The organism is Methylobacterium sp. WL1 (assembly GCF_008000895.1).
Lineage (GTDB): Bacteria > Pseudomonadota > Alphaproteobacteria > Rhizobiales > Beijerinckiaceae > Methylobacterium.
In genome coordinates this window covers 3,280,742-3,299,299 of the sequence record NZ_CP042823.1, presented here as the reverse complement: position 1 = coordinate 3,299,299, position 18,558 = coordinate 3,280,742, and the positions used below count along the sequence as shown (strand labels likewise).

Here is an 18,558-nt window from a genome sequence, read left to right as displayed (position 1 = left end):
GCGGTGGCCGGCGATTTCTCGCTCTGGGTCTACCTCGCCGGCACGCCGCTGTTGTGGCTGACCGTGACGCTGACCTCCTACGTCCTGGCCGACCGGCTCGCCGCCGCCACCGGGCGCCACCCGATCGCCAACCCCGTGCTGATCACGGTGGTGCTGGTCGGCAGCGTCCTGGCGGTGACCGGCACGCCCTATCCGACCTACTTCGAGGGCGCCCAGTTCGTGCACTTCCTGCTCGGACCCGCCACGGTGGTGCTGGCGATGCCGCTCTACGAGCGCCGTGCCACGGTCCTGCGCGCCCTCGTGCCGATGCTGGCCGCCTTGGTGGCCGGCGCCGCCACGACCCTCGCGGTCGTGATCGCGCTGGCGCGCCTGCTCGACATCCCGCAACCGATCCTGATCTCGCTGGCGCCGAAATCCGTGACCTCGGGGGTGGCCATGGGCATCGCCGAAGCGCTGGGCGGCGACCCGACGCTGACCGCGATCCTGGTGATCCTCACCGGCATCATCGGTGCGATCCTGGTGACGCCGCTGATGAACGTCCTGCGGATCCGGGACATGCGCGCCCGGGGCTTTGCGGCGGGACTCGCCGCCCACGGCATCGGCACCGCCCGGGCCTTCCAGGTGAGCGAGACGGCCGGCACTTTCGCGGGCATCGCCATGGGACTCAACGCGTTCCTGACCGCGATCCTCGCGCCCCTGGCGCTGCACCTGCTGTTCTGAGTGTCAGCCGTCGAGCTGCCCGACGACCGCCTCCGCGAGCGACAGGCTCGACGTCAGGCCCGGGCTCTCGATCCCGAACAGGTGTACGATCCCGGGCAGCCCGTGCTCGGCCGGCCCATCGATCCGGAAGTCGGCCGCGGGCTCGCCGGGGCCGGTGAGCTTCGGGCGCAGGCCGGCATAGTCCGGGTACAGCACCCCGTCCGGCAGGCCCGGCCAGTAACGGCGGATCGCACCATAGAAGCTGTCCGCCCGCCGCGGATCCACCCGATAGTCGACCGTGTCCACCCATTCCACGTCGGGACCGAACCGGGTGCGGCCGGCCAGATCGAGGGTGAGGTGGATGCCCAGCCCGCCGTCGATCCGCGGCGCCGGATAGATCAGTCGCGAGAACGCCGGCTTGCCGGTGCACCCGAAGTAATTGCCCCGCGCCAGGCGCAGCACCGGCACCCGGTCGGCCGGGTAGCCCTCCGTGCCCGAAGCGAGCACCGGAGCCCCGAAGCTTGCGGCATTGATGACCGCGTCGAAGGCCATCTCGCCCGGCTCGCTGCCCCCGAACGCCGCGTGCCACTGGCCGTCCCGCCGGGATAGGCGCTCCACCGGCGTACGCAGCGCGAGGACGCCGCCGTGATCCTCGATGACGCCGAGCAGTGCCAGCATCAGCGCGTGGCTGTCGACGATGCCGGTCCGGGGCGCATGCAGCGCCAGGGTGCAGGCGAGCGCCGGCTCCAGCCGCCTCGCGGCTGCGGCGTCGAGAAGCTCCAGACCGGGGACGCCGTTCTCCTCGCCCTGCTTGCGGATCGCCGCGATCGCCTCGGCCTCCGCGGCGTCGGCCGCGACGATCAACTTGCCGCAGGCGCGATGCGGCACTCCGTGACTCGCGCAGAAGTTGTACAACCGTTCGGCACCGTCGACGCAGTGGCGGGCGCGCGCGGAACCGGCAGGATAATACATGCCGCCATGGATCACCTCGGAACTACGGGCCGAGACTCCAGTCCCGAAGGCATCCTCCGCTTCCGCCAGGATGACGGAGTGCCCGCGGATCGCGAAGGCCTGCCCCACGGCAAGTCCGACGACGCCGGCGCCAACGACAAGAACCTGCATCCGCAACCCTCTCGGCTGTCGCCCCGACCAAGCCGGTGAGTCCTCAATACCGCACCCAAGCGCGGATGAGGGCCCGCATCTTGATTCGGCGTTGACCCTAATTATCAATTCTAAGTAGAAACAGCGCCGCAATAGACACGCGCAGTGGTTGTAAGCGCGGTGAGTGGGCGCATAATGCAATGACGCGCTGCCCCAGGGCAGACCGGATTTCGTCCCCGGCGGCCATCTCGGGCACCCGGCAGTACAGCACCTCTAGCGACCCGACAAAGCCGCATCTTCGGACAGGAAACCTTAGGAGATGACCATGCTGACGACCTCCCCGAGCGTCGAACTCGCTGCCAAGATCCTCAGCGCTTACGTGACCAAGAACAATGTGCCGGCCGGCGCTCTCCCAAGCCTCCTGTCCGAAGTCCATCGTTCGATCACTGCCCTCGACGTTCCGATGGAGCAGCCGGTCAAGCGGCCGACCGAGGCGCAGATCCGGGCCTCGATCCGGCCCGACACCATCATGAGCTTCGAGGACGGCAAGTCCTACAAGGCCCTGCGCCGGCACCTGACCCTGCGCGGCCTCACCCCCGAGGCCTACAAGGCGAAATGGGGCCTGCCGGTGGATTACCCGCTGGTCTCCGCGGCCTACAGCGCCCGGCGTTCAAAGATCTCGCGTGAGATCGGCCTCGGTCAGAAGCTGCGGATGCAGCAGGCGGCCGAGTAGTAGCGGCCCATCACCGAATGTCGGGGCCGGCCGTACGTGTCATGGCCGGCCTTCTGCCGCGGAGACCTCCTGGATCAGCAGGGCCACGAGACCGGACCAGCCGGTCTGGTGCGCCGCGCCGACGCCCCGGCCGGTATCGCCGTGGTAATACTCGTAGAACAGCACGAGATCGCGGAAATGCGGGTCGTCCTGTTCGATCCGGCTGTCCCCGTAGACCGGCCGATCGCCGCCCGGCGCGCGGGTCGAGAGACCGATGAGGCGGCGCGACAGCATCTCCGCGATCTCCCGGAGCGAGTAGGTCCGTCCCGAATGGGTCGGTGCCTCTACGCGGAAATCCGGTCCGTAATAGGCGTAGAACTGCTCCAGGCCGGCGATCAGCAAATAGTTCACCGGCATCCAGACCGGTCCGCGCCAGTTCGAGTTGCCCCCGAACAGGCGCGAGCGCGACTCCGCGGGCTCGTAGGCGAGCCCCATGTCGCGGCCGTTCCAGGGGAAGCAGAACGGCTGGTCCGCGTAGCTGCGCGAGACCGCCCGCAGGCCGTGCGCGGACAGGAACTCGGCTGGGTCGAGGGCGCGGTGCAGCAGCGCCTTCAATCGGTGGCCGCGCAGCAGGGACAGCAGCACGGTTTGGCCCTCGCCCGGCACGCTCCAGCGCGAGACCAGGGTCGCGAGGTCCGGCCGGTTCTCGAGGAAGAACCGCATCCGGTTCCGCAGCGAGGGCAGCTTCTCCAGGTCGCGCGTGCTGATCGTCGTGACGGCGAAGATCGGGATCAGCCCGACCATGGTGCGGACCCGGATCGGCAGGCGGCTTCCGTCCCGGGCCTCGATCACGTCGTAGAAGAACCCGTCCGCCTCGTCCCAGACTCCGTCGCCGGTCGCCCCCGCGATGAGCAGGAAATGCTCGAAGAACTTCTCCGCCATGTCCTCGTAGGTCGGGTCCCGGAGCGCCAGCTCGATGGCGATGCGCATCAGGTTGAGCGCGTAGGCCGCCATCCAGGCGGTCGCGTCCGACTGAGTGAGGGTCGCGCCGTTGCCGACCGGCTTCGAGCGGTCGAAGATGCCGATGTTGTCGAGGCCGAGGAAGCCACCCTGGAACAGGTTGCGGTCGTCGGAATCCTTCCGATTCACCCACCAGGTGAAGTTCAGCGTGAGCTTGTTGAAGATCCGCTTCAGGAAGACGTGGTCCGGAAGGCCCGTCAATTTCCGGTCCAGCTCGAACACCCGCCAGGCGGCGAGCGCGTGGATCGGCGGGTTGGCATCGCCGAAGCCCCATTCGTAGGCCGGCAACGCCGCGTTCGGATGGGTATAGGCCTCGTCCACCAGGAGCAGCAGCTGGTTCTTGGCGAAGTCGGGGTCGAACAGCGCGAACACGATCGCCTGGAGGGCGAGATCCCAGGAGGCGAACCAGGGATATTCCCACGCATCCGGCATCGAGATGATGTCGTTGGCGCGCAGATGCGCCCAGTCGGCGTTGCGCCGTGCCGGCGCTGGGGCGCGGGGCCGCTGGGCCGGGTCGCCAGCGAGCCACTCGCGCACGTCGTAATGGTAGAGCTGCTTGGACCAGAGCATCCCGGCCAGCGCCTGCCGCTGGACGAGCCGCATGTCGGGGTCGGTGATCGATGCTTGCAGGGCGGCGTAGAACGCGTCCGCTTCCGCCGCGCGGGTGGCGAACACCGCGTCGAAATCCGCGAACGGCTCGTCCGGGGCGGTCTCGGGTCGCAGGCGCAGCCGCAGCGTGCGGGTCTCGCCGGGGCCGAGATGCAGGTTGTAGCGCGCGGCGCATTTCGTGCCGGACAGGTGGTTGGCCGCCCCGGCCTCGCCCTGGACGACGCACCGGTCGATCCCGTCCTTGTAGAAACCCGCCTCCGGGCCGCTGCCGAACAGCCTATGGGTGTTGGTCTCGTTCTCGGTGAACAGCAGCGCGGCCGCGTCCTCGGCGAAGAAGCGCATCGGCGGCACGCCAGGATGACGCGCCCAGACCGACCCGTCCGAGCCCGCCTCCAGCTCCGGCTTGGCGGTCCCGGCCTTCCAGGACCACAGGTTCCGTGCCCAGAGCTGCGGCAGGAGGGTGAGGCCGGCAGCCTCCGGGCCGCGATTGGTCACGCTGACCCGCATCAGCAGGTCGTCGGGGGCCGCCTTGGCATAGGCGATCTCGACGTCGAAGTAGCGGCCCTCGTCGAACAGGCCGGTGTCGAGCAGCTCGAATTCTGGGTCGTCGAGGCCGCGGCGGCCGTTTTCCTCAACCAGGCGTTGATACGGGAACTCGGCCTGCGGATACTTGTACAGCATCCGCATGAAACTGTGGGTCGGGACGCCGTCGAGGTAGTAGTACAGCTCCTTCACGTCCTCGCCGTGGTTGCCCTCGGCGTTGGTGAGGCCGAACAGCCGCTCCTTCAGGATCGGATCGCGTCCGTTCCAAAGGGCCAGCGCGAGGCACCAGTTCAGGTGCCGGTCGCCGAAGCCCCCGATGCCGTCCTCGCCCCAGCGGTAGGCCCTGGACCGGGCGTGATCGTAGGGCAGGGACTCCCAGGCATCGCCGCCGGCGCTGTAATCCTCCCGGACCGTGCCCCATTGCCGGTCGCTGAGATACGGCCCCCAGCACCGCCAGGCCGGATCGGTCCGCGCCTGTACGAGGCGCTGTCCCTCGGCGGTGTCGAAGAGATCCGGGACGCGGTTCGGCTCGCTCATACGGACGATGCTCCCGGTTCGGTGGCTGACTTCGTGCGCGGATATTGCCGCGGTTCTACGGGGACAAGTGAATTCCGGCGCGCGACTTCTTCGGTCACGCTCATCCAACCTGCAAGCGGCGTTCTGGCGAACACAGGATAATCCATCCCGTCGTTCCGGGGCCGCAAAGCGGCGCCCCGGGATGACGGGTTGATGCTTCATGCGGCGACGTCAGACCTGAAATATCGGCGGATCGTATGTCCGTATGCGATTGCCCTGCTCGACCGCACCGAGCGTCCTCACCCGACGGACAGGATGCGCAACCCGTCCGGCCCGGCATCGACCGTCAGCGCCCGGTAATCCGGAATCGTCGCGTGCGTCGTCTCGATTGGCGCGTGGTGGGTCGCGGTGACCACCACGACGCTGGCGCCCGCCGCCTCGCCGGCCTGGATGCCGGCTGGCGCGTCCTCGAAGACGAGGCAATCCGAGGCCGCCACGCCCAGGCGCTCGGCACCCAGCAGGAAACAATCCGGCGCGGGCTTGCCCCGGGCGATATCTTCGGCGGCGATCAGCAGGGTCGGGACCGGCATGGTGGCGGCGTCCAGGCGGCGCAGGGCGAGCGCCCTCGGCGCCGAGGTCACGATCGCCCAGCGCTCCGGCGGCAGCGCGCGCAGGAACGCCCGGGCCCCCGGGATCTCGACGATGTCGCCGACATCGTCAATCTCGGCCCGGGTGATCGCCGCGGCCTCGGCCTCCGGGTCGACCCCGGGCAGGCCGAGCCGGCGGATCGTGTCCACCGAGCGGACCCCGTGAATGGTCGGCAGAAAGGTCGCCACGTCGAGGCCGTGGCCCTGCGCCCAACGCGTCCAGGCGCGCTCGGCGGAGGCGATCGAGCTGATGATCGTGCCGTCCATGTCGAACAGGAAGGCGGCGAAGCGGCGCGTCGGCGGGATTCGGGGCAGGATTTGAGATGTCATGCCCGGAGGGCTACGCGGACCCGGGCGGGCGGACAACCGCGCCGCACGCACGGCCGCCGTCCGTCCGTCCGGTCATCGCCAGCCGGCGTCAGGTGTCCGAGGTCTCGGAGCCGGGCGCCTGACGGTTGGCCGCGTGGTCCTGGTATTGGTCGGTCTGGACCGCCTTGCTGTCGAGTCCGCGCTCGTCGCTGTGGCGGGACTTGTCCCGGTTGCTCAGGACATCGTTCTCGCCCAGCACGCCGTCCGGAAGCTCGGTCATGCCGCCGGTGCCCGAGCTCTTGCCCTGACCGCCCGGTCCCATGTGGTGCTTGTCGGCCTTCGCCATGTCTCGCTCCTCATCATCCAGGTGGTGTGGACGCCGTGAGATGGAGTCCGGGATCGGCGCGACAAGGCGGCCGGGTGCAGACGCCGTGGCCGCAGGGGCGAGCGCTTCACGGGCCGACGCCGATGGTGTAGCGCGGATACAACCCTGGACCGGATCCGGTCCGTACGCGCGAAAACCGTATCAGAGCCATGCCGAGCCGCATCGACGCCACCTTCGCCCGGGCCCGCGCGGAGAACCGGGCCGTCCTCGTCACCTACGTGATGGCGGGCGATCCCGATCCGGAGACCTCCCTGGAGGTCCTGAAGGCGCTGCCCGGCGCCGGCGCCGACATCCTGGAGTTCGGCCTGCCGTTCACCGACCCGATGGCCGACGGCCCGGCGATCCAGGCCGCGGGCCTGCGCGCCCTCAAGGCCGGCCAGGGTGTCGCCGGCACGCTCGACCTCGTGCGCCGCTTCCGGGCGGAGAACGACGGCACGCCGATCGTGCTGATGGGCTACTTCAACCCGATCCACACCTACGGGGTCGAGCGGTTCCTCGACGACGCGGTGGCGGCCGGTGTCGACGGGCTGATCGTGGTCGACCTGCCGCCGGAGGAGGATACCGAGCTGTGCCTGCCGGCTTTGGCCAAGGGGCTCGCCTTCATCCGGCTCGCCACGCCGACCACCGACGAGCGCCGCCTGCCGGCCGTCCTCGCGAACACCGCGGGCTTCGTCTACTACGTGTCGATCACCGGGATCACCGGCACGGCGACGCCGGATTTCGGCAAGGTCTCGGAGGCGGTCGCCCGCATTCGCCGCCACACCGACCTGCCCGTGGTGGTGGGGTTCGGGGTGAAGACCGGCGCCCACGCGACGGCGATCGCCAAGGGTGCCGACGGCGTCGTGGTCGGCTCGGCGCTGGTGGACACCCTGGTCCGCGGGCTGGATTCCGAGGGCCGGCCGCAAGCCGGCACCGTCCCCGCGGTGGCGGCCCTGGTCCGCGAACTCGCGGCCGGCGTGCGCGCGGGCGGCGCGGACCGGGCGGCCTGAACCCCGGATCACCGCGCGCCCTGGCGGCGGCGAACACGGCACCTGATATCAGCGCGAGCTTGAAGCGAACGGACGCGAGTCGATGGTCGAACCGATGAACTGGATCTCGGAGGTCGTGCGCCCCCGGATCAAGACCCTGTTCAAGCGCGAGACGCCGGAGAACCTCTGGGTCAAGTGCCCGGATACCGGCCAGATGGTGTTCCACAAGGAGGTGGAGGCCAATCACTGGGTGATCCCCGGCTCCGAGCATCACCTCAAGATGAGCGCCGCCGCGCGCCTCAAGATGATGTTCGACGAGGGCACCTGGATCGACGTGGCGCTCCCCGAGGTCGCCGTCGACCCGCTCAAGTTCCGCGACGAGAAGCGCTACGTCGACCGCCTCAAGGAGGCTCGCGCAAAGACCGGCCTGCAGGACGCGTTCAAGATCGGCTTCGGCCGGGTCGGCGGCCTGCCCATGACGCTGGCGGCACAGGAATTCGGCTTCATGGCCGGCTCGCTGGGCATGGCAGCCGGCGAGGCCTTCGTCCGCGGCGCCGAGACCGCCCTGGAGAAGCGCACCCCCTACGTGCTGTTCTCGGCCTCCGGCGGGGCGCGCATGCAGGAGGGCATCCTGTCGCTGATGCAGATGCCCCGGACAACCGTGGCGGTGCGCCGGCTGAACGCCGCGCGCCTGCCCTACATCGTGGTGCTGACCAACCCGACCACCGGCGGCGTCACCGCCTCCTACGCCATGCTGGGCGACGTGCACCTGGCCGAGCCGGGCGCGCTGATCTGCTTCGCCGGCCCCCGGGTGATCGAGCAGACCATCCGGGAAAAGCTGCCGGACGGCTTCCAGCGGGCCGAGTACCTGCGCGAGCACGGCATGGTCGACCAAGTGGTCCACCGGCACGCCCTCAAGGAGACGATCGCACGGATCTGCGGCCTGCTGACCAACGCCGCGACGCCCGAGACGCCGGTCGTCCCCGCCCAGGCGGCGGCTTAGGCCACGCCATGGCCTCCTCCGATGCCCTCATGGCGCGATTCCTCGCGCTCCATCCGCGCACCATCGACCTGTCGCTGGGGCGGATCGAGCGCTTGCTGGCCCGGCTGAACCACCCGGAGCGGCGCCTGCCGCCGGTGATCCACGTCGCCGGGACCAACGGCAAGGGCTCGACCATCGCGTTCATGCGGGCGATCCTGGAGGCCGGGAGCCTGGCGGCCCACGTCTACACCTCGCCGCACCTCGTGCGGTTCCACGAGCGGATCCGGCTCGGCGGCATCGGCGGCGGCCAGTTCGTGGACGAGGATCGGCTGGCCGACGCGTTCTCGCGCTGCGAGGCCGCCAACGACGGCCAACCGATCACCATGTTCGAGATCACCACGGCGGCGGCCTTGCTGTTGTTCTCCGAGAGCCCGGCCGACGTGCTGCTGCTCGAGGTCGGGCTGGGCGGCCGGCTCGACGCCACCAACGTCATCGCCCAGCCGGCCTGCGCGGTCGTCACGCCGATCGGGCGTGACCATGCCGAGTATCTCGGCGACACGGTCGAATCGGTGGCGGCCGAGAAGGCCGGGATCTTCAAGCGCGGCTGCCCGGCGGTGATCGCGGCGCAGGATTATGCCGAGGCGGACGCCGTGCTCTGCCGGCACGCCGAAGCCGTGGGCGCGACCCCGATCCGGGTCGGCAACCAGGATTTCTCCGCGCACGACGAGCGCGGCCGCATGGTCTACCAGGACGAGACCGACCTGTTCGACCTGCCCCGGCCGCGGCTCGCCGGGCGCCACCAACTAGTGAACGCCGCCACCGCGATCACGGCTCTGCGGGCCGCTGGATTCGGCGATATCGGCAACGCCGCGCTGGAGCGGGGCCTCACGGAGGTCGATTGGCCCGGCCGGCTGCAGCGACTCGGCCGTGGCCGCCTCGCCGCACAGCTCGAGCCCGGCGCGGAGCTGTGGCTCGACGGCGGTCACAACATCGACGGCGGCCGGATCCTCGCCGCCGCCATGGCCGATCTCGGCGAACGCAGCGACGTGCCGCTGGTACTGATCGTCGGCTTGCTGAGCACTAAGGACGCCGACGGCTTCCTGCGCAACTTCGTCGGGCTGGCCCGGGCGCTCATCGCGGTCCCGATCACCACCTCGTTGGCGGCACGGCCGGCCGAGGAGGTGGCACGCATCGGCGAGGCGGTCGGTCTCTCGACCCGGACCGCCCCGAGCGTCGAGGCCGCCCTCGGTCAGGTGAAAGACATCGCCTTCGAGCAGCCGCCGCGGATCCTGATCTGCGGCTCGCTGTACTTGGCCGGACTTGTGCTCGCCGCCAACGACACGCCCCCCGTCTGATTCGGCGCGCGCCTTTGTCTTGAGCGCTGGCTTTTCTCGGCGTTTCGGTTAGTGGCCCGGCAAGCGCCGTCGATTCGCCGCATTCGGAGGCGCGAATTGCCTCCAACGGCTACGCTTTCACCCTGCTGTGGCAGCTTAGCTACATCCTCGTCAGGACCAATCGCCTAGCTTTGGCGTCGATCGGGCTTGTGCTGGGGATCACAGTAATGAAGACGCTTCTCACCTCTCTGGCGGCGTTCACCGCGCTGACCGCGGCGGCCACCGCCGCCGACCTGCCGCGCCGCGCTCCGCCGCCGGTGTTCACCCCCGTTCCGGTGTTCACCTGGACTGGCTTCTACTTCGGTATCAACGCCGGCTACGGCTTCGATGCCAGCAGCAGCGACAGCAACCGCGGCTTCGTCCAGACCGCTGGCAGCCCGGCCGTCCAGACCGCCGGTGGCCTTGTGCCGTACCGCGCCCTGGCGCCGCTCGGCTCCTCGCTGATCTACAACCGCAACAACCGCGAAGGTTTCTCGGGCGGTGGTCAGATCGGCTACAACTATCAGTTCACCCCGGGCTCGGGTATCGTGATCGGCTTCGAGGCCGACGCCCAGTACCTCGATTTCGGTGGCCGTCCGCGCTACGCCACGAACGCCGCCGCCATCAACCCGTCCTTCGTTCCGGTCAACGGCACGCTGAACACGCTGGACTTCTTCGGCACCGTGCGCGGCCGCCTCGGCTACGCCTTCGACAAGACCCTCGTGTACGCCACCGGCGGCTTCGCCTACGCCACCGGCACCGATGACGGCGCCCGCGTCGGCCTGCAGAACTTCGCCGGCCGTCGGGACGACTTCAAGACCGGCTACACCGTCGGCGGCGGCGCCGAGTTCGCGCTCCCCACCGATTCGTTCCTGAACTTCTTCCGGTCCTCGGCCGTGACGTTCAAGGTCGAAGGTCTGTACGTGAGCCTCGACCGCAACCGCACCGGCCTGCCGCTGGTCGGTGCTGCCGTCACCGGCGCTGGCGTCCTGCCGGTCTACTCCGTTGCCACGTCCAGCCGGAACACGAACGACTTCGCCGTCGTCCGCGCCGGTCTGAACTACAAGTTCGGCTCGTACTAAGACCGAGCGCATGGTCCCGGGCGCAAAGCCCGGGACTTGAAAAACGGGTCTCGAAACAGAGAAAGCCCGGCCTCTCGGCCGGGCTTTCTTATTGACGCGACACCCGAAAATGTCAGTCGCTTACGCGACCTGCGCGCCGATCCAGCGGGAAAGGTCGCCCTTCGGGGCAGCGCCGACCTTCTGGTCGACCCGCTCGCCGTTCTTGAACAGCAGTAGCGTCGGGATCGAGCGGATGCCGTACTGGGCGGCGATCTGCGGGTTCTCGTCGACGTTGACCTTGGCGATCTTTACCTTGCCCTGGAGATCGGTGGCGATCTCTTCGAGCGCCGGGCCGATCTGGCGGCAGGGGCCGCACCATTCCGCCCAGAAATCGACCACGACGGGCTCGGCGGACTTGAGAACGTCCTGCTCGAAGCTCGCGTCGGTTACCTTGACCGTCGCCATAACGTCACCTTTCAGAACCGGCCGCCGATCGGGCGGCCTCGGACGGGCAGGGGCCCGCGCGGTTCGATCAGACTTGGCGACGGGCCGCCGCGCGGTCAAGAAGCCGCGCAGGCCGCACGGCGCGGCGGCACGGGAGGCGCGTCACGATGTGCGCTGGCGCATGCGGGACCGGGGGGCTGAGAGAACGCCCTTTCGGAAAAGACCGTCGCGGTGCGGTTTTTTTCCCGAGCGGACGCTTTTCGCGGTCCCCCAAAAACATCGTTTCGAACGTCGGCCGCTGGAAGTCCGAAAACGACGATGCGCGATCGCGGACAAGCAACTCAGTCAACCACACCCGACTGAGATCGCGCGCCGCCCTGGCTTGCCGCGCTGCGTCTCCAATCACGGCGTGCGCCGGGAGACCGGATTGATTCGATCGGGAGCCATCGGTCCCGGGCGCAGCCGTCCCGACTCGGACATGCGGAAGTCAGCCCTCGATTCCGGCTTGGTCCAGCGCCGACCGGATATCGGCTGCGCTCAGCGTCCGGATCACCGGACCCGACGTCCAGATCAGCATCGGCCGAATCGTCCGGTCCGGATAAATCTCGTCGAGCAGGTGCGCGTAGAGCGCGATCTGTCCGGCTTCCGTAGGCGGTAGCGGTGCGTCCTCGGGCGGTGGGCGGCCGGTCTTGAAGTCGGCGATCCGGATCGTGTCGGCCGCGACGGAGAGGCGGTCGACGCGGCCCCGCACCACCCGTTCGCAGCCGCCGGCCCTGACACGGCCGGACAGGTTCACCTCCGCTCGGGCGTCGGCTGCGAACAGGGGGGCCAGGTCCGGATCGTCGATGATCCGCATCACCGATCGGACGATGCCCGAGGTTGCAGGCCGCGGCAGGCCGGGGGCGCGGGCTCGCACGAAGGCGAGGCCGGCCGCCTCCCGGCGTCCGGGCTCGACCCGGGGCAGGTGCTGCAGCAGGGAATGGATCAGGATGCCCCGACGCCGCGCCTGGGCGTCCGCGAGGCGCGGCGGGGGCACCCGGGTGCCGTCGGCCGCCTGCAGGGCGCCGGACGGGTTGAGGACCGGGATCTCTGGTTCCGGCGGCACGGGGCTGCGCAGCCAATCCGGCTCCGGCTTCGTCAACGCGATCGGCGACGGCGTCTCCGGCGGACGGTGCTGCGTCTCGACGCCGTCCTGCCAGAGCGTTGCGGGTCCGTAGGGCAGCTCCAGGGCCTGCCCGGTGCCGAGGGCGGCTTCCAGCCCGGCCCGGACCATCCGGCACCAGGCGGCCTCGCTCTCGCGCTCGTGGCCCCGGAACGGCGCTACGATCAGCCGGTCGGCGGCCCGGGTCATCGCCACGTAGAGCAGGCGGTTGTGCTCCTGCCGCGCCCGGGCGAGCAGGGCCGCGCGGGCCTCGCCGGTGGCGGCGCAATCCTGCGTCTTCCCGCTGGACCAGACCGGCGGCAGCATCGCGCGGCCGGCCGGCAGCGGCAGAAGCGGCGGGTCGTTGCGCCCGAGCGGCTCGCAGCCGTCGATCACCACGACGACCGGCGCCTCCAAGCCCTTGGCTCCGTGCACGGTCATCACCCGGACCTCGTCGCGGCCCGATTCCATGTCGCGCTTGACCGTGTGGCCGGCCTCGGCACCCACGTAGCGGGCCAGGAAGCCGCCGAGCGAGGGCGCGTCCTCGCCGGTCTCGGCCTGGGCGGCGGCGGCCAGGAAGACGTCGATGGCGTCGCCGGCCTCGCCCCCGAGCCGGGCGACCAGCTTGGCCCGCCCGCCCTGCGGCCCGAGCAGCCGCGCGTAGAAGCCGAACGGGCCGTGCAGACCCGCCAGGGCGATCCAGTCCGAGAGCGCGGCGAGCCCGCGGATCGCCGCGGCATCCCCAGCCTCGGCGTGCCGGTGCAGGGAATCCTCCAGGGTCTCGGACAGGTCCCGGCGTGCGGCGAGCCGGACCAGATCCTCGTCGGTGAGGCCGACCAGCGGCGTCTTGAGCGCGGTGGCGAGCGTCAAATCGTCGGCCGGCAGCAAGCCGGCCCGTCCGGCGGCCACGAGGTCGGCCACCGCGATATGGGCCGAGACCTCCAGCCGGTCCTGGCCGGCGACAGGGACGCCGAGGCCCTTCAGGGACCGGATCACCTCCTCGAAGGCCGGGCCGCGCTTGCGGACCAGGACCAGCACGTCGCCGGGCCGCCAGACCCGGCCGGTGGCGTCGCCCTGGATCGTCCAGGTGCGCACCGCCTGCGCGACACGCCGTGCGGTGACGATCGCCGGGGCGCTGGTCTCGGGCGCGTCCACGGGCGCCGTCCACGCATCCGGCTCCGGGGCGGGCTCGGGCTCGGCGATCGGCCACAACTCGACCGCCCCGGGGGCGCCCGGCCGGGCGCTGGCATGAACGGTCCGACGGGCGACGTCTTCGAACGACAGGCCCTCGTTGTGCGCGTCGAGGGCGAATACCGCATCGACCGCCTGGAGCACCATCCCGGTCGAGCGGAACGACAGGGTCAGCGGCACGTCCTCGAACGTCAGGCCGGCCGCCCGCGATTCCTGGATCCAGGCCGCCCGGGTGAGCGCGAATTCCCGTGGCTCGGCACCCTGGAAGCCGTAGATCGACTGTTTCGGGTCGCCCACCGCGAACCGGGTCCGGGTCCCGGCCCGGGCGCCCTCGCCGGCGGCGAATTCCTGGGTGATCGCCCGCAGGATCTCCCACTGCTCCGGGTTGGTATCCTGCGCCTCGTCGACCAGCACGTGGTCGATGCCGCGGTCGAGCTTGTACAGCACCCAGCCGGCCCCGACCCGGGCCAGCAGGTCCAGGGCCTTGTGGATCAGGTCATCGAAATCGAGCGCGCCGAGCCGGGCCTTCTGGGCCTCGACCCGGCGGTGGATCTCGGCGGCGAGCTGGAACAGGGCCTGGGTGCGGGCATGCGCCCGCGCGGCGCGCAAGTGATCGAACAGCGGTTCCAGCCGGTCGCGCTCGGCGATCAGGCTCGCCTTCACGTCGGGTGGGACACCCTTGGTGCCGAGGCTGGTGTCGGCCTTGGGCTCGTCCTTCTGGGTGAAGAACACCCCACGGTAGAGAGCGAGCGCCTCGGACCGGTCCGGCAGATCCTCGGATCGCGCCCGCTCGGCCTCGGCCCCCGCCAGGGCGTCGGCGAGCTTCTCGTCGTTGGCCTTGCCGGTGCGCAATCCCGTGATCAGCGCCGGCCGGTCCTCGGGTCTGCAGCCCGGGCCGCCGTCCAGGATCGTGGCCTCGACAGCCTCCGCGTTCTCTTCGTCGGCTAGCCCGAGTGCCCCGTGCAGGTCTGCGAAGGAACGGTCCATAAGGGCGCGGTCGCCGATCAGACTTCGCGCACGCAACGCCGAGCGGATCGCCGCCCGCAGGGTGTCGCCCGTCGCCTCCGGGGTGACCCGCGCCAGCGCCTCACTGAGCGGCGTGTCGCCATTCGACACCGCGTCGGCCAGCACGTTGGCCATCTCGATGTCGAAGATTTCCCGGGCCTTGGTCTCGTCGAGCACCACGAACCGCGCCGGAACGTTCGCCTCGAACGGGAACATGTGCAGCAGCCGTTCGCACAGGGCGTGCAACGTCTCGATCTTCAGGCCCCCCGGCGTCTCCACCGCCCGGGCGAACAGCCGCCGCGCCATGCGCAGGCGCTCGGCGTCGGCGCGCTCGCCGGTCAGCGCCACGAGCTCCGCCGCCAGCGCGGCATCGTCGAGCGTCACCCAGCGGCCGAGCAGGCGGAACACCCGGATCGCCATGTTGGCGGCCGCCGCCTTGGTGAAGGTCAGACACAGGATCCGGCCCGGGGGCGCCCCATCGAGGAGCAGCCGCACGACGCGGTCGGTGAGCACCTTGGTCTTGCCCGCACCGGCATTGGCCGACACCCAGGCCGAGGCGCGGGGATCGGCCGCCCGGCGCTGGTTGGCCTGGGTCAGGTCGTCGACGACGAAGGGTCTGGACGCGGGTACGCTGCTCAAGGTCTCGTCCGGGTCGGCTGGCGGACCTCTCTACAACAGAAACGCCGCCGCGGGCCGAGCAAGGCGTCACACCGGGCGTTGCGGGATTGCCCCCGGCGCAGCCGCGCCGCATGGATGCAGCCACCCGCCACGCGACACCGAAAACGCCCGTGACCCAGCCGACATCCGAGCCGGCGCGCCCGCCGATCCGCTTCCGCGGCCGCTCCTTCATGGCCACCGTGCTCGCCCCCGTGCCGCCCGTGGCCGAGTGGCTCGGCGACCTCGACGCCCTGAACCGCCGCGCGCCCAACTTCTTCGCCGGCCGGCCGGTGATCCTCGACCTCGCCGGTCTGCGACTCACCCGCGAGGATCTCGACGGCCTGATCGCCGAACTCGCCGTCCGCCGGATCGCGATCCTGGGCATCGAGGGCGCGCCGCCCGCGATCCTCACCCCCGAACTGCCGCCGGCGCTCTCGGGCGGCCGCCCGGCCGGCGAGGTCGCCACCCCGGGTGAGGATGCGCCCCCTGAGCCGGCCGCCAAGGAGATCGCCCGGTCGCTGATCCTGGATGTGCCGGTGCGCTCGGGCCAGACCGTGCTGCATCTCGAAGGCGACGTGACTGTGCTCGGCGCCGTGGCCTCGGGGGCCGAGGTAATCGCGGGCGGGTCGATCCACGTCTACGGTGCCCTGCGCGGCCGCGCGGTCGCGGGCGCCGCCGGCAATCCCGGCGCTCGGATCTGGTGCCGTCGATTCGAGCCGGAACTGGTGGCGATCGACGGCCTCTACCGCGCCGCCGACGACCTCGACCCGACCTTCCAGGGGCAGGCCGTGGAGGTGCGGCTCGTGGAGGACGCGATCAAGCTCAGTCTTTTCGAGCGAGGGTAAGGAAGCGGCCTACCGTCCTCCCGGGCGCCCGCCCGACGAACGGTCGGAATCCATTTCCCCGCCGGATGGTCTGACGCCGGACTATGCGAAAATTTTACGGTTCGATCGCAAACGCGAGGCCTGAAACAGCGCCGCGAGAAATACGTTTTCTTGTCGATGTTTAAGACGAATCAGCCGACCCTTCAGGCGCTCGCGTGCCGACGGGCGGGACGCAAACGCTGAGGTGCGGATTGTCCCCGATGACGGGGTCCGAGGACCGCACAGATCCGCCGATACCAGGATCCCGGCAGAATTTGCCGACCGGATCCAAAACTTAACCCTTCGGTAACCATGCCAGCCGTCAATGGTCCGGTAAGGACTCTTAACGGGCCGACATGAGCGAAACCCTCCCCGAGCCGATCGACGACCCGCAGACCGCCCCCGGGGCGGCTCCTGCGCCCCGGCCGCTCAGCCTTCGCGGGCGGGCGTTCAAGGGCCTCGCCCTCACCCCCGAGCCGCCGCTTCCCGAGTGGCTTGCGGGCCTCGACGCGGCGCTGAAGCGCTCGCCGACCCTGCTGAAAGGCCGGGCCGTCATCCTGGATTGCGCCCAGTTCAAGCCTGAGCCGGACGCGCTCGAAACGTTAATGAACGAACTCAAGGCCCGTGGCATCACGGTTCTGGGGATCGAGGGGATCGACGCCGTCGCTGCTGGATTCCCACCGCTGCTGGTGCAGGGGCGTCCGTCGGACACGGTCGAGATGCCGGCGGCGCCCGCCGAGCCGGAGCCGCAGGTGGTCACCTCGATCACCGTCGAAGGCTCGGTCCGCTCCGGTCAGAGCGTGATCAACCCGACCGGCGACGTAACCGTGATGGGGTCGGTCTCCTCGGGGGCCGAGATCCTCGCCGGCGGGTCGATCCACGTCTACGGCGCTCTGCGCGGTCGCGCGATCGCCGGTGCCGCGCGCAACCCGCGCGCACGAATCTACTGCCGCAAATTCGAGCCCGAGTTGCTGGGGATCGACCGCCTTGTGCGGACGGCGGAGGACATGGGCACGGCCCTGCGCGGCAAGGCCGCTCAGGTCTGGCTCGATGGCGGCAACATCCGAATGGCAAGCCTGGATTAATCCAGTTCTGGATCAAGGGAGATCGACGCGTGGCAAAGGTTCTCGTCGTCACATCGGGCAAGGGCGGCGTCGGCAAGACGACGACGACCGCGGCCCTCGGAGCGGCCCTGGCACAGGGTGGACAGAGCGTGTGCGTCGTCGATTTCGACGTCGGCCTGCGCAACCTCGACCTGGTCATGGGTGCCGAGCGCCGGGTGGTCTATGACCTCATCAACGTCGTCAACGGCGACGCAAAGCTGCCGCAGGCCCTGATCAAGGACAAGCGGCTCGACACCCTGCACCTGCTGCCGGCCTCGCAGACCCGCGACAAGGACGCGCTCACCGATGCGGGCGTCGCCCGGGTGATGGAAGAGCTGCGTGACCGGTTCGACTGGGTGGTGTGCGACTCGCCCGCCGGCATCGAGCGCGGCGCCCAGCTCGCCATGCACCACGCCGACGTGGCCGTGGTGGTGACCAATCCCGAGGTCTCCTCGGTGCGCGACTCCGATCGGATCATCGGGCTGCTCGATTCCAAGACCGCCAAGGCGGAGAAGGGCGAGGAGATGGAGAAGCACCTCATCCTCACCCGCTACGACCCAATGCGGGCCGACCGCGGCGACATGCTCAAGACCGAGGACGTGCTCGACATCCTGTCGATCCCGCTGCTCGCGATCATCCCCGAGAGCCAGGAAGTGCTGCGCGCTTCGAACCTCGGCTGCCCGGTCACCCTCAACAACCCCCTCTGTGCCCCGGCGCGGGCCTACGCCGATGCGGCGCGCCGGCTGAAGGGCGAGGACGTGCCGATGAGCATGCCGACCGAGCGGAAGTCGTTCCTCGACAAGCTGTTCATGCGGAGGGCGGCATGAGCATCCTCGGCATCTTCCAGAAGCGCAATTCCGGCGCGGTCGCCCGCGACCGCCTGCAACTGATCCTCGCCCACGAGCGCGCCGAGTCGGGTCGCCCCGACCTGGTGATCCAGCTCCGCGAGGAGATCTTGGCGGTGATCGCCAACCACGTCTCGGTCGAGCCGGACAAGGTGAAGGTCACCCTGGAGCGCGGAGAGGGCGTCTCGACGCTGGGCCTCGACATCGAGCTTCCGCTCGGTGCCTCGGCCAAGCTCGATGCGAAGCTGGCGGCCAAGCTCGCCGAGGTCGCGGCCAACAAAGTCGGGCGTAAACCCGCCGCCAAGAAGGCCGCTTGAGCCGGGCCGGGATCGTTACCGCCTGCACGAACCTGCGCAAGCCGCGCCCGCGAAGCCGGGCGCGGCT

15 protein-coding genes and 1 pseudogene are annotated in these 18,558 nt (G+C 70.0%); 10 read left to right on the top strand and 6 right to left on the bottom strand.

The window, feature by feature from the left end; translation table 11 throughout:
- The first annotated feature begins 3 nt into the window (after nucleotides 1-3).
- Nucleotides 4-720: an LrgB family protein gene (locus FVA80_RS16045; protein WP_147906778.1), complete on the top strand. Its 717-nt coding sequence runs from the start codon at nucleotides 4-6 to the stop codon at nucleotides 718-720.
- 3 nt (nucleotides 721-723) lie between these two features.
- On the opposite strand, the gene FVA80_RS16040 is transcribed toward FVA80_RS16045, so the two are convergent.
- Nucleotides 724-1,821 carry an NAD(P)/FAD-dependent oxidoreductase gene (locus tag FVA80_RS16040; RefSeq protein WP_147906779.1) on the bottom strand — a complete coding sequence of 366 codons (1,098 nt, stop codon included), beginning with the start codon at nucleotides 1,819-1,821 and terminating at the stop codon, nucleotides 724-726.
- Between the two features lie 304 nt (nucleotides 1,822-2,125).
- Here FVA80_RS16040 and FVA80_RS16035 point away from each other — a divergent pair, with 304 nt between their 5' ends.
- Entirely contained in the window at nucleotides 2,126-2,533 is a 408-nt protein-coding gene (locus FVA80_RS16035; protein WP_147906780.1) for a MucR family transcriptional regulator, read from the top strand.
- Nucleotides 2,534-2,572: 39 nt separating this feature from the next.
- Here the strand turns inward: FVA80_RS16035 and FVA80_RS16030 are convergent, their stop codons facing one another.
- The 3 genes and pseudogenes from FVA80_RS16030 to FVA80_RS16020 form a co-directional block, all read right to left on the bottom strand.
- Nucleotides 2,573-5,221: a glucosidase gene (locus tag FVA80_RS16030; protein ID WP_147957843.1), complete on the bottom strand. Its 2,649-nt coding sequence runs from the start codon at nucleotides 5,219-5,221 to the stop codon at nucleotides 2,573-2,575.
- Between the two features lie 278 nt (nucleotides 5,222-5,499).
- Nucleotides 5,500-6,177, bottom strand: a complete 678-nt coding sequence (locus FVA80_RS16025) for an HAD family hydrolase (protein WP_147906782.1) — start codon at nucleotides 6,175-6,177, stop codon at nucleotides 5,500-5,502.
- Between the two features lie 121 nt (nucleotides 6,178-6,298).
- Nucleotides 6,299-6,502: pseudogene (locus FVA80_RS16020) on the bottom strand (hypothetical protein); the annotation flags it as partial.
- Nucleotides 6,503-6,690: 188 nt separating this feature from the next.
- Between FVA80_RS16020 and trpA the strand changes: the two are divergent.
- The 4 genes from trpA to FVA80_RS16000 all read left to right on the top strand — a co-directional run bounded on the left by trpA (nucleotide 6,691) and on the right by FVA80_RS16000 (nucleotide 10,946).
- Nucleotides 6,691-7,530: a tryptophan synthase subunit alpha gene (gene trpA, locus FVA80_RS16015; RefSeq protein ID WP_147906784.1), complete on the top strand. Its 840-nt coding sequence runs from the start codon at nucleotides 6,691-6,693 to the stop codon at nucleotides 7,528-7,530.
- A gap of 82 nt (nucleotides 7,531-7,612) precedes the next feature.
- Nucleotides 7,613-8,512: an acetyl-CoA carboxylase, carboxyltransferase subunit beta gene (accD, locus tag FVA80_RS16010; RefSeq protein ID WP_147906785.1), complete on the top strand. Its 900-nt coding sequence runs from the start codon at nucleotides 7,613-7,615 to the stop codon at nucleotides 8,510-8,512.
- Nucleotides 8,513-8,520: 8 nt separating this feature from the next.
- On the top strand, nucleotides 8,521-9,846 hold the full coding sequence (locus FVA80_RS16005) for a folylpolyglutamate synthase/dihydrofolate synthase family protein (protein ID WP_147906786.1): 1,326 nt from the start codon (nucleotides 8,521-8,523) through the stop codon (nucleotides 9,844-9,846).
- A 206-nt stretch (nucleotides 9,847-10,052) separates the two neighbouring features.
- The gene (locus tag FVA80_RS16000) at nucleotides 10,053-10,946 is read left to right on the top strand and encodes a porin family protein (protein WP_147906787.1); all 894 of its coding nucleotides are present in this window, start codon (nucleotides 10,053-10,055) and stop codon (nucleotides 10,944-10,946) included.
- Nucleotides 10,947-11,066: 120 nt separating this feature from the next.
- Here the strand turns inward: FVA80_RS16000 and trxA are convergent, their stop codons facing one another.
- Entirely contained in the window at nucleotides 11,067-11,390 is a 324-nt protein-coding gene (gene trxA, locus FVA80_RS15995; protein WP_007561219.1) for a thioredoxin, read from the bottom strand.
- A gap of 466 nt (nucleotides 11,391-11,856) precedes the next feature.
- Nucleotides 11,857-15,345, bottom strand: coding sequence for a double-strand break repair helicase AddA (gene addA / locus FVA80_RS15990; protein ID WP_147906788.1), 3,489 nt, complete (start codon nucleotides 15,343-15,345; stop codon nucleotides 11,857-11,859).
- 209 nt (nucleotides 15,346-15,554) lie between these two features.
- Here addA and minC (FVA80_RS15985) point away from each other — a divergent pair, with 209 nt between their 5' ends.
- From minC (FVA80_RS15985) to minE, 4 genes are all read left to right on the top strand, one after another.
- Nucleotides 15,555-16,208 (top strand): septum site-determining protein MinC, encoded by a 654-nt coding sequence (gene minC, locus FVA80_RS15985; protein WP_246692425.1) that lies wholly within the window; start codon nucleotides 15,555-15,557, stop codon nucleotides 16,206-16,208.
- A gap of 374 nt (nucleotides 16,209-16,582) precedes the next feature.
- On the top strand, nucleotides 16,583-17,311 hold the full coding sequence (gene minC, locus FVA80_RS15980; RefSeq protein WP_147906790.1) for a septum site-determining protein MinC: 729 nt from the start codon (nucleotides 16,583-16,585) through the stop codon (nucleotides 17,309-17,311).
- Nucleotides 17,312-17,340: 29 nt separating this feature from the next.
- Entirely contained in the window at nucleotides 17,341-18,156 is an 816-nt protein-coding gene (gene minD, locus FVA80_RS15975; protein WP_147906791.1) for a septum site-determining protein MinD, read from the top strand.
- Nucleotides 18,153-18,491: a cell division topological specificity factor MinE gene (minE, locus tag FVA80_RS15970; RefSeq protein WP_007561229.1), complete on the top strand. Its 339-nt coding sequence runs from the start codon at nucleotides 18,153-18,155 to the stop codon at nucleotides 18,489-18,491. Before minD ends, minE begins: the two co-directional genes overlap by 4 nt.
- Nucleotides 18,492-18,558: the final 67 nt, after the last annotated feature.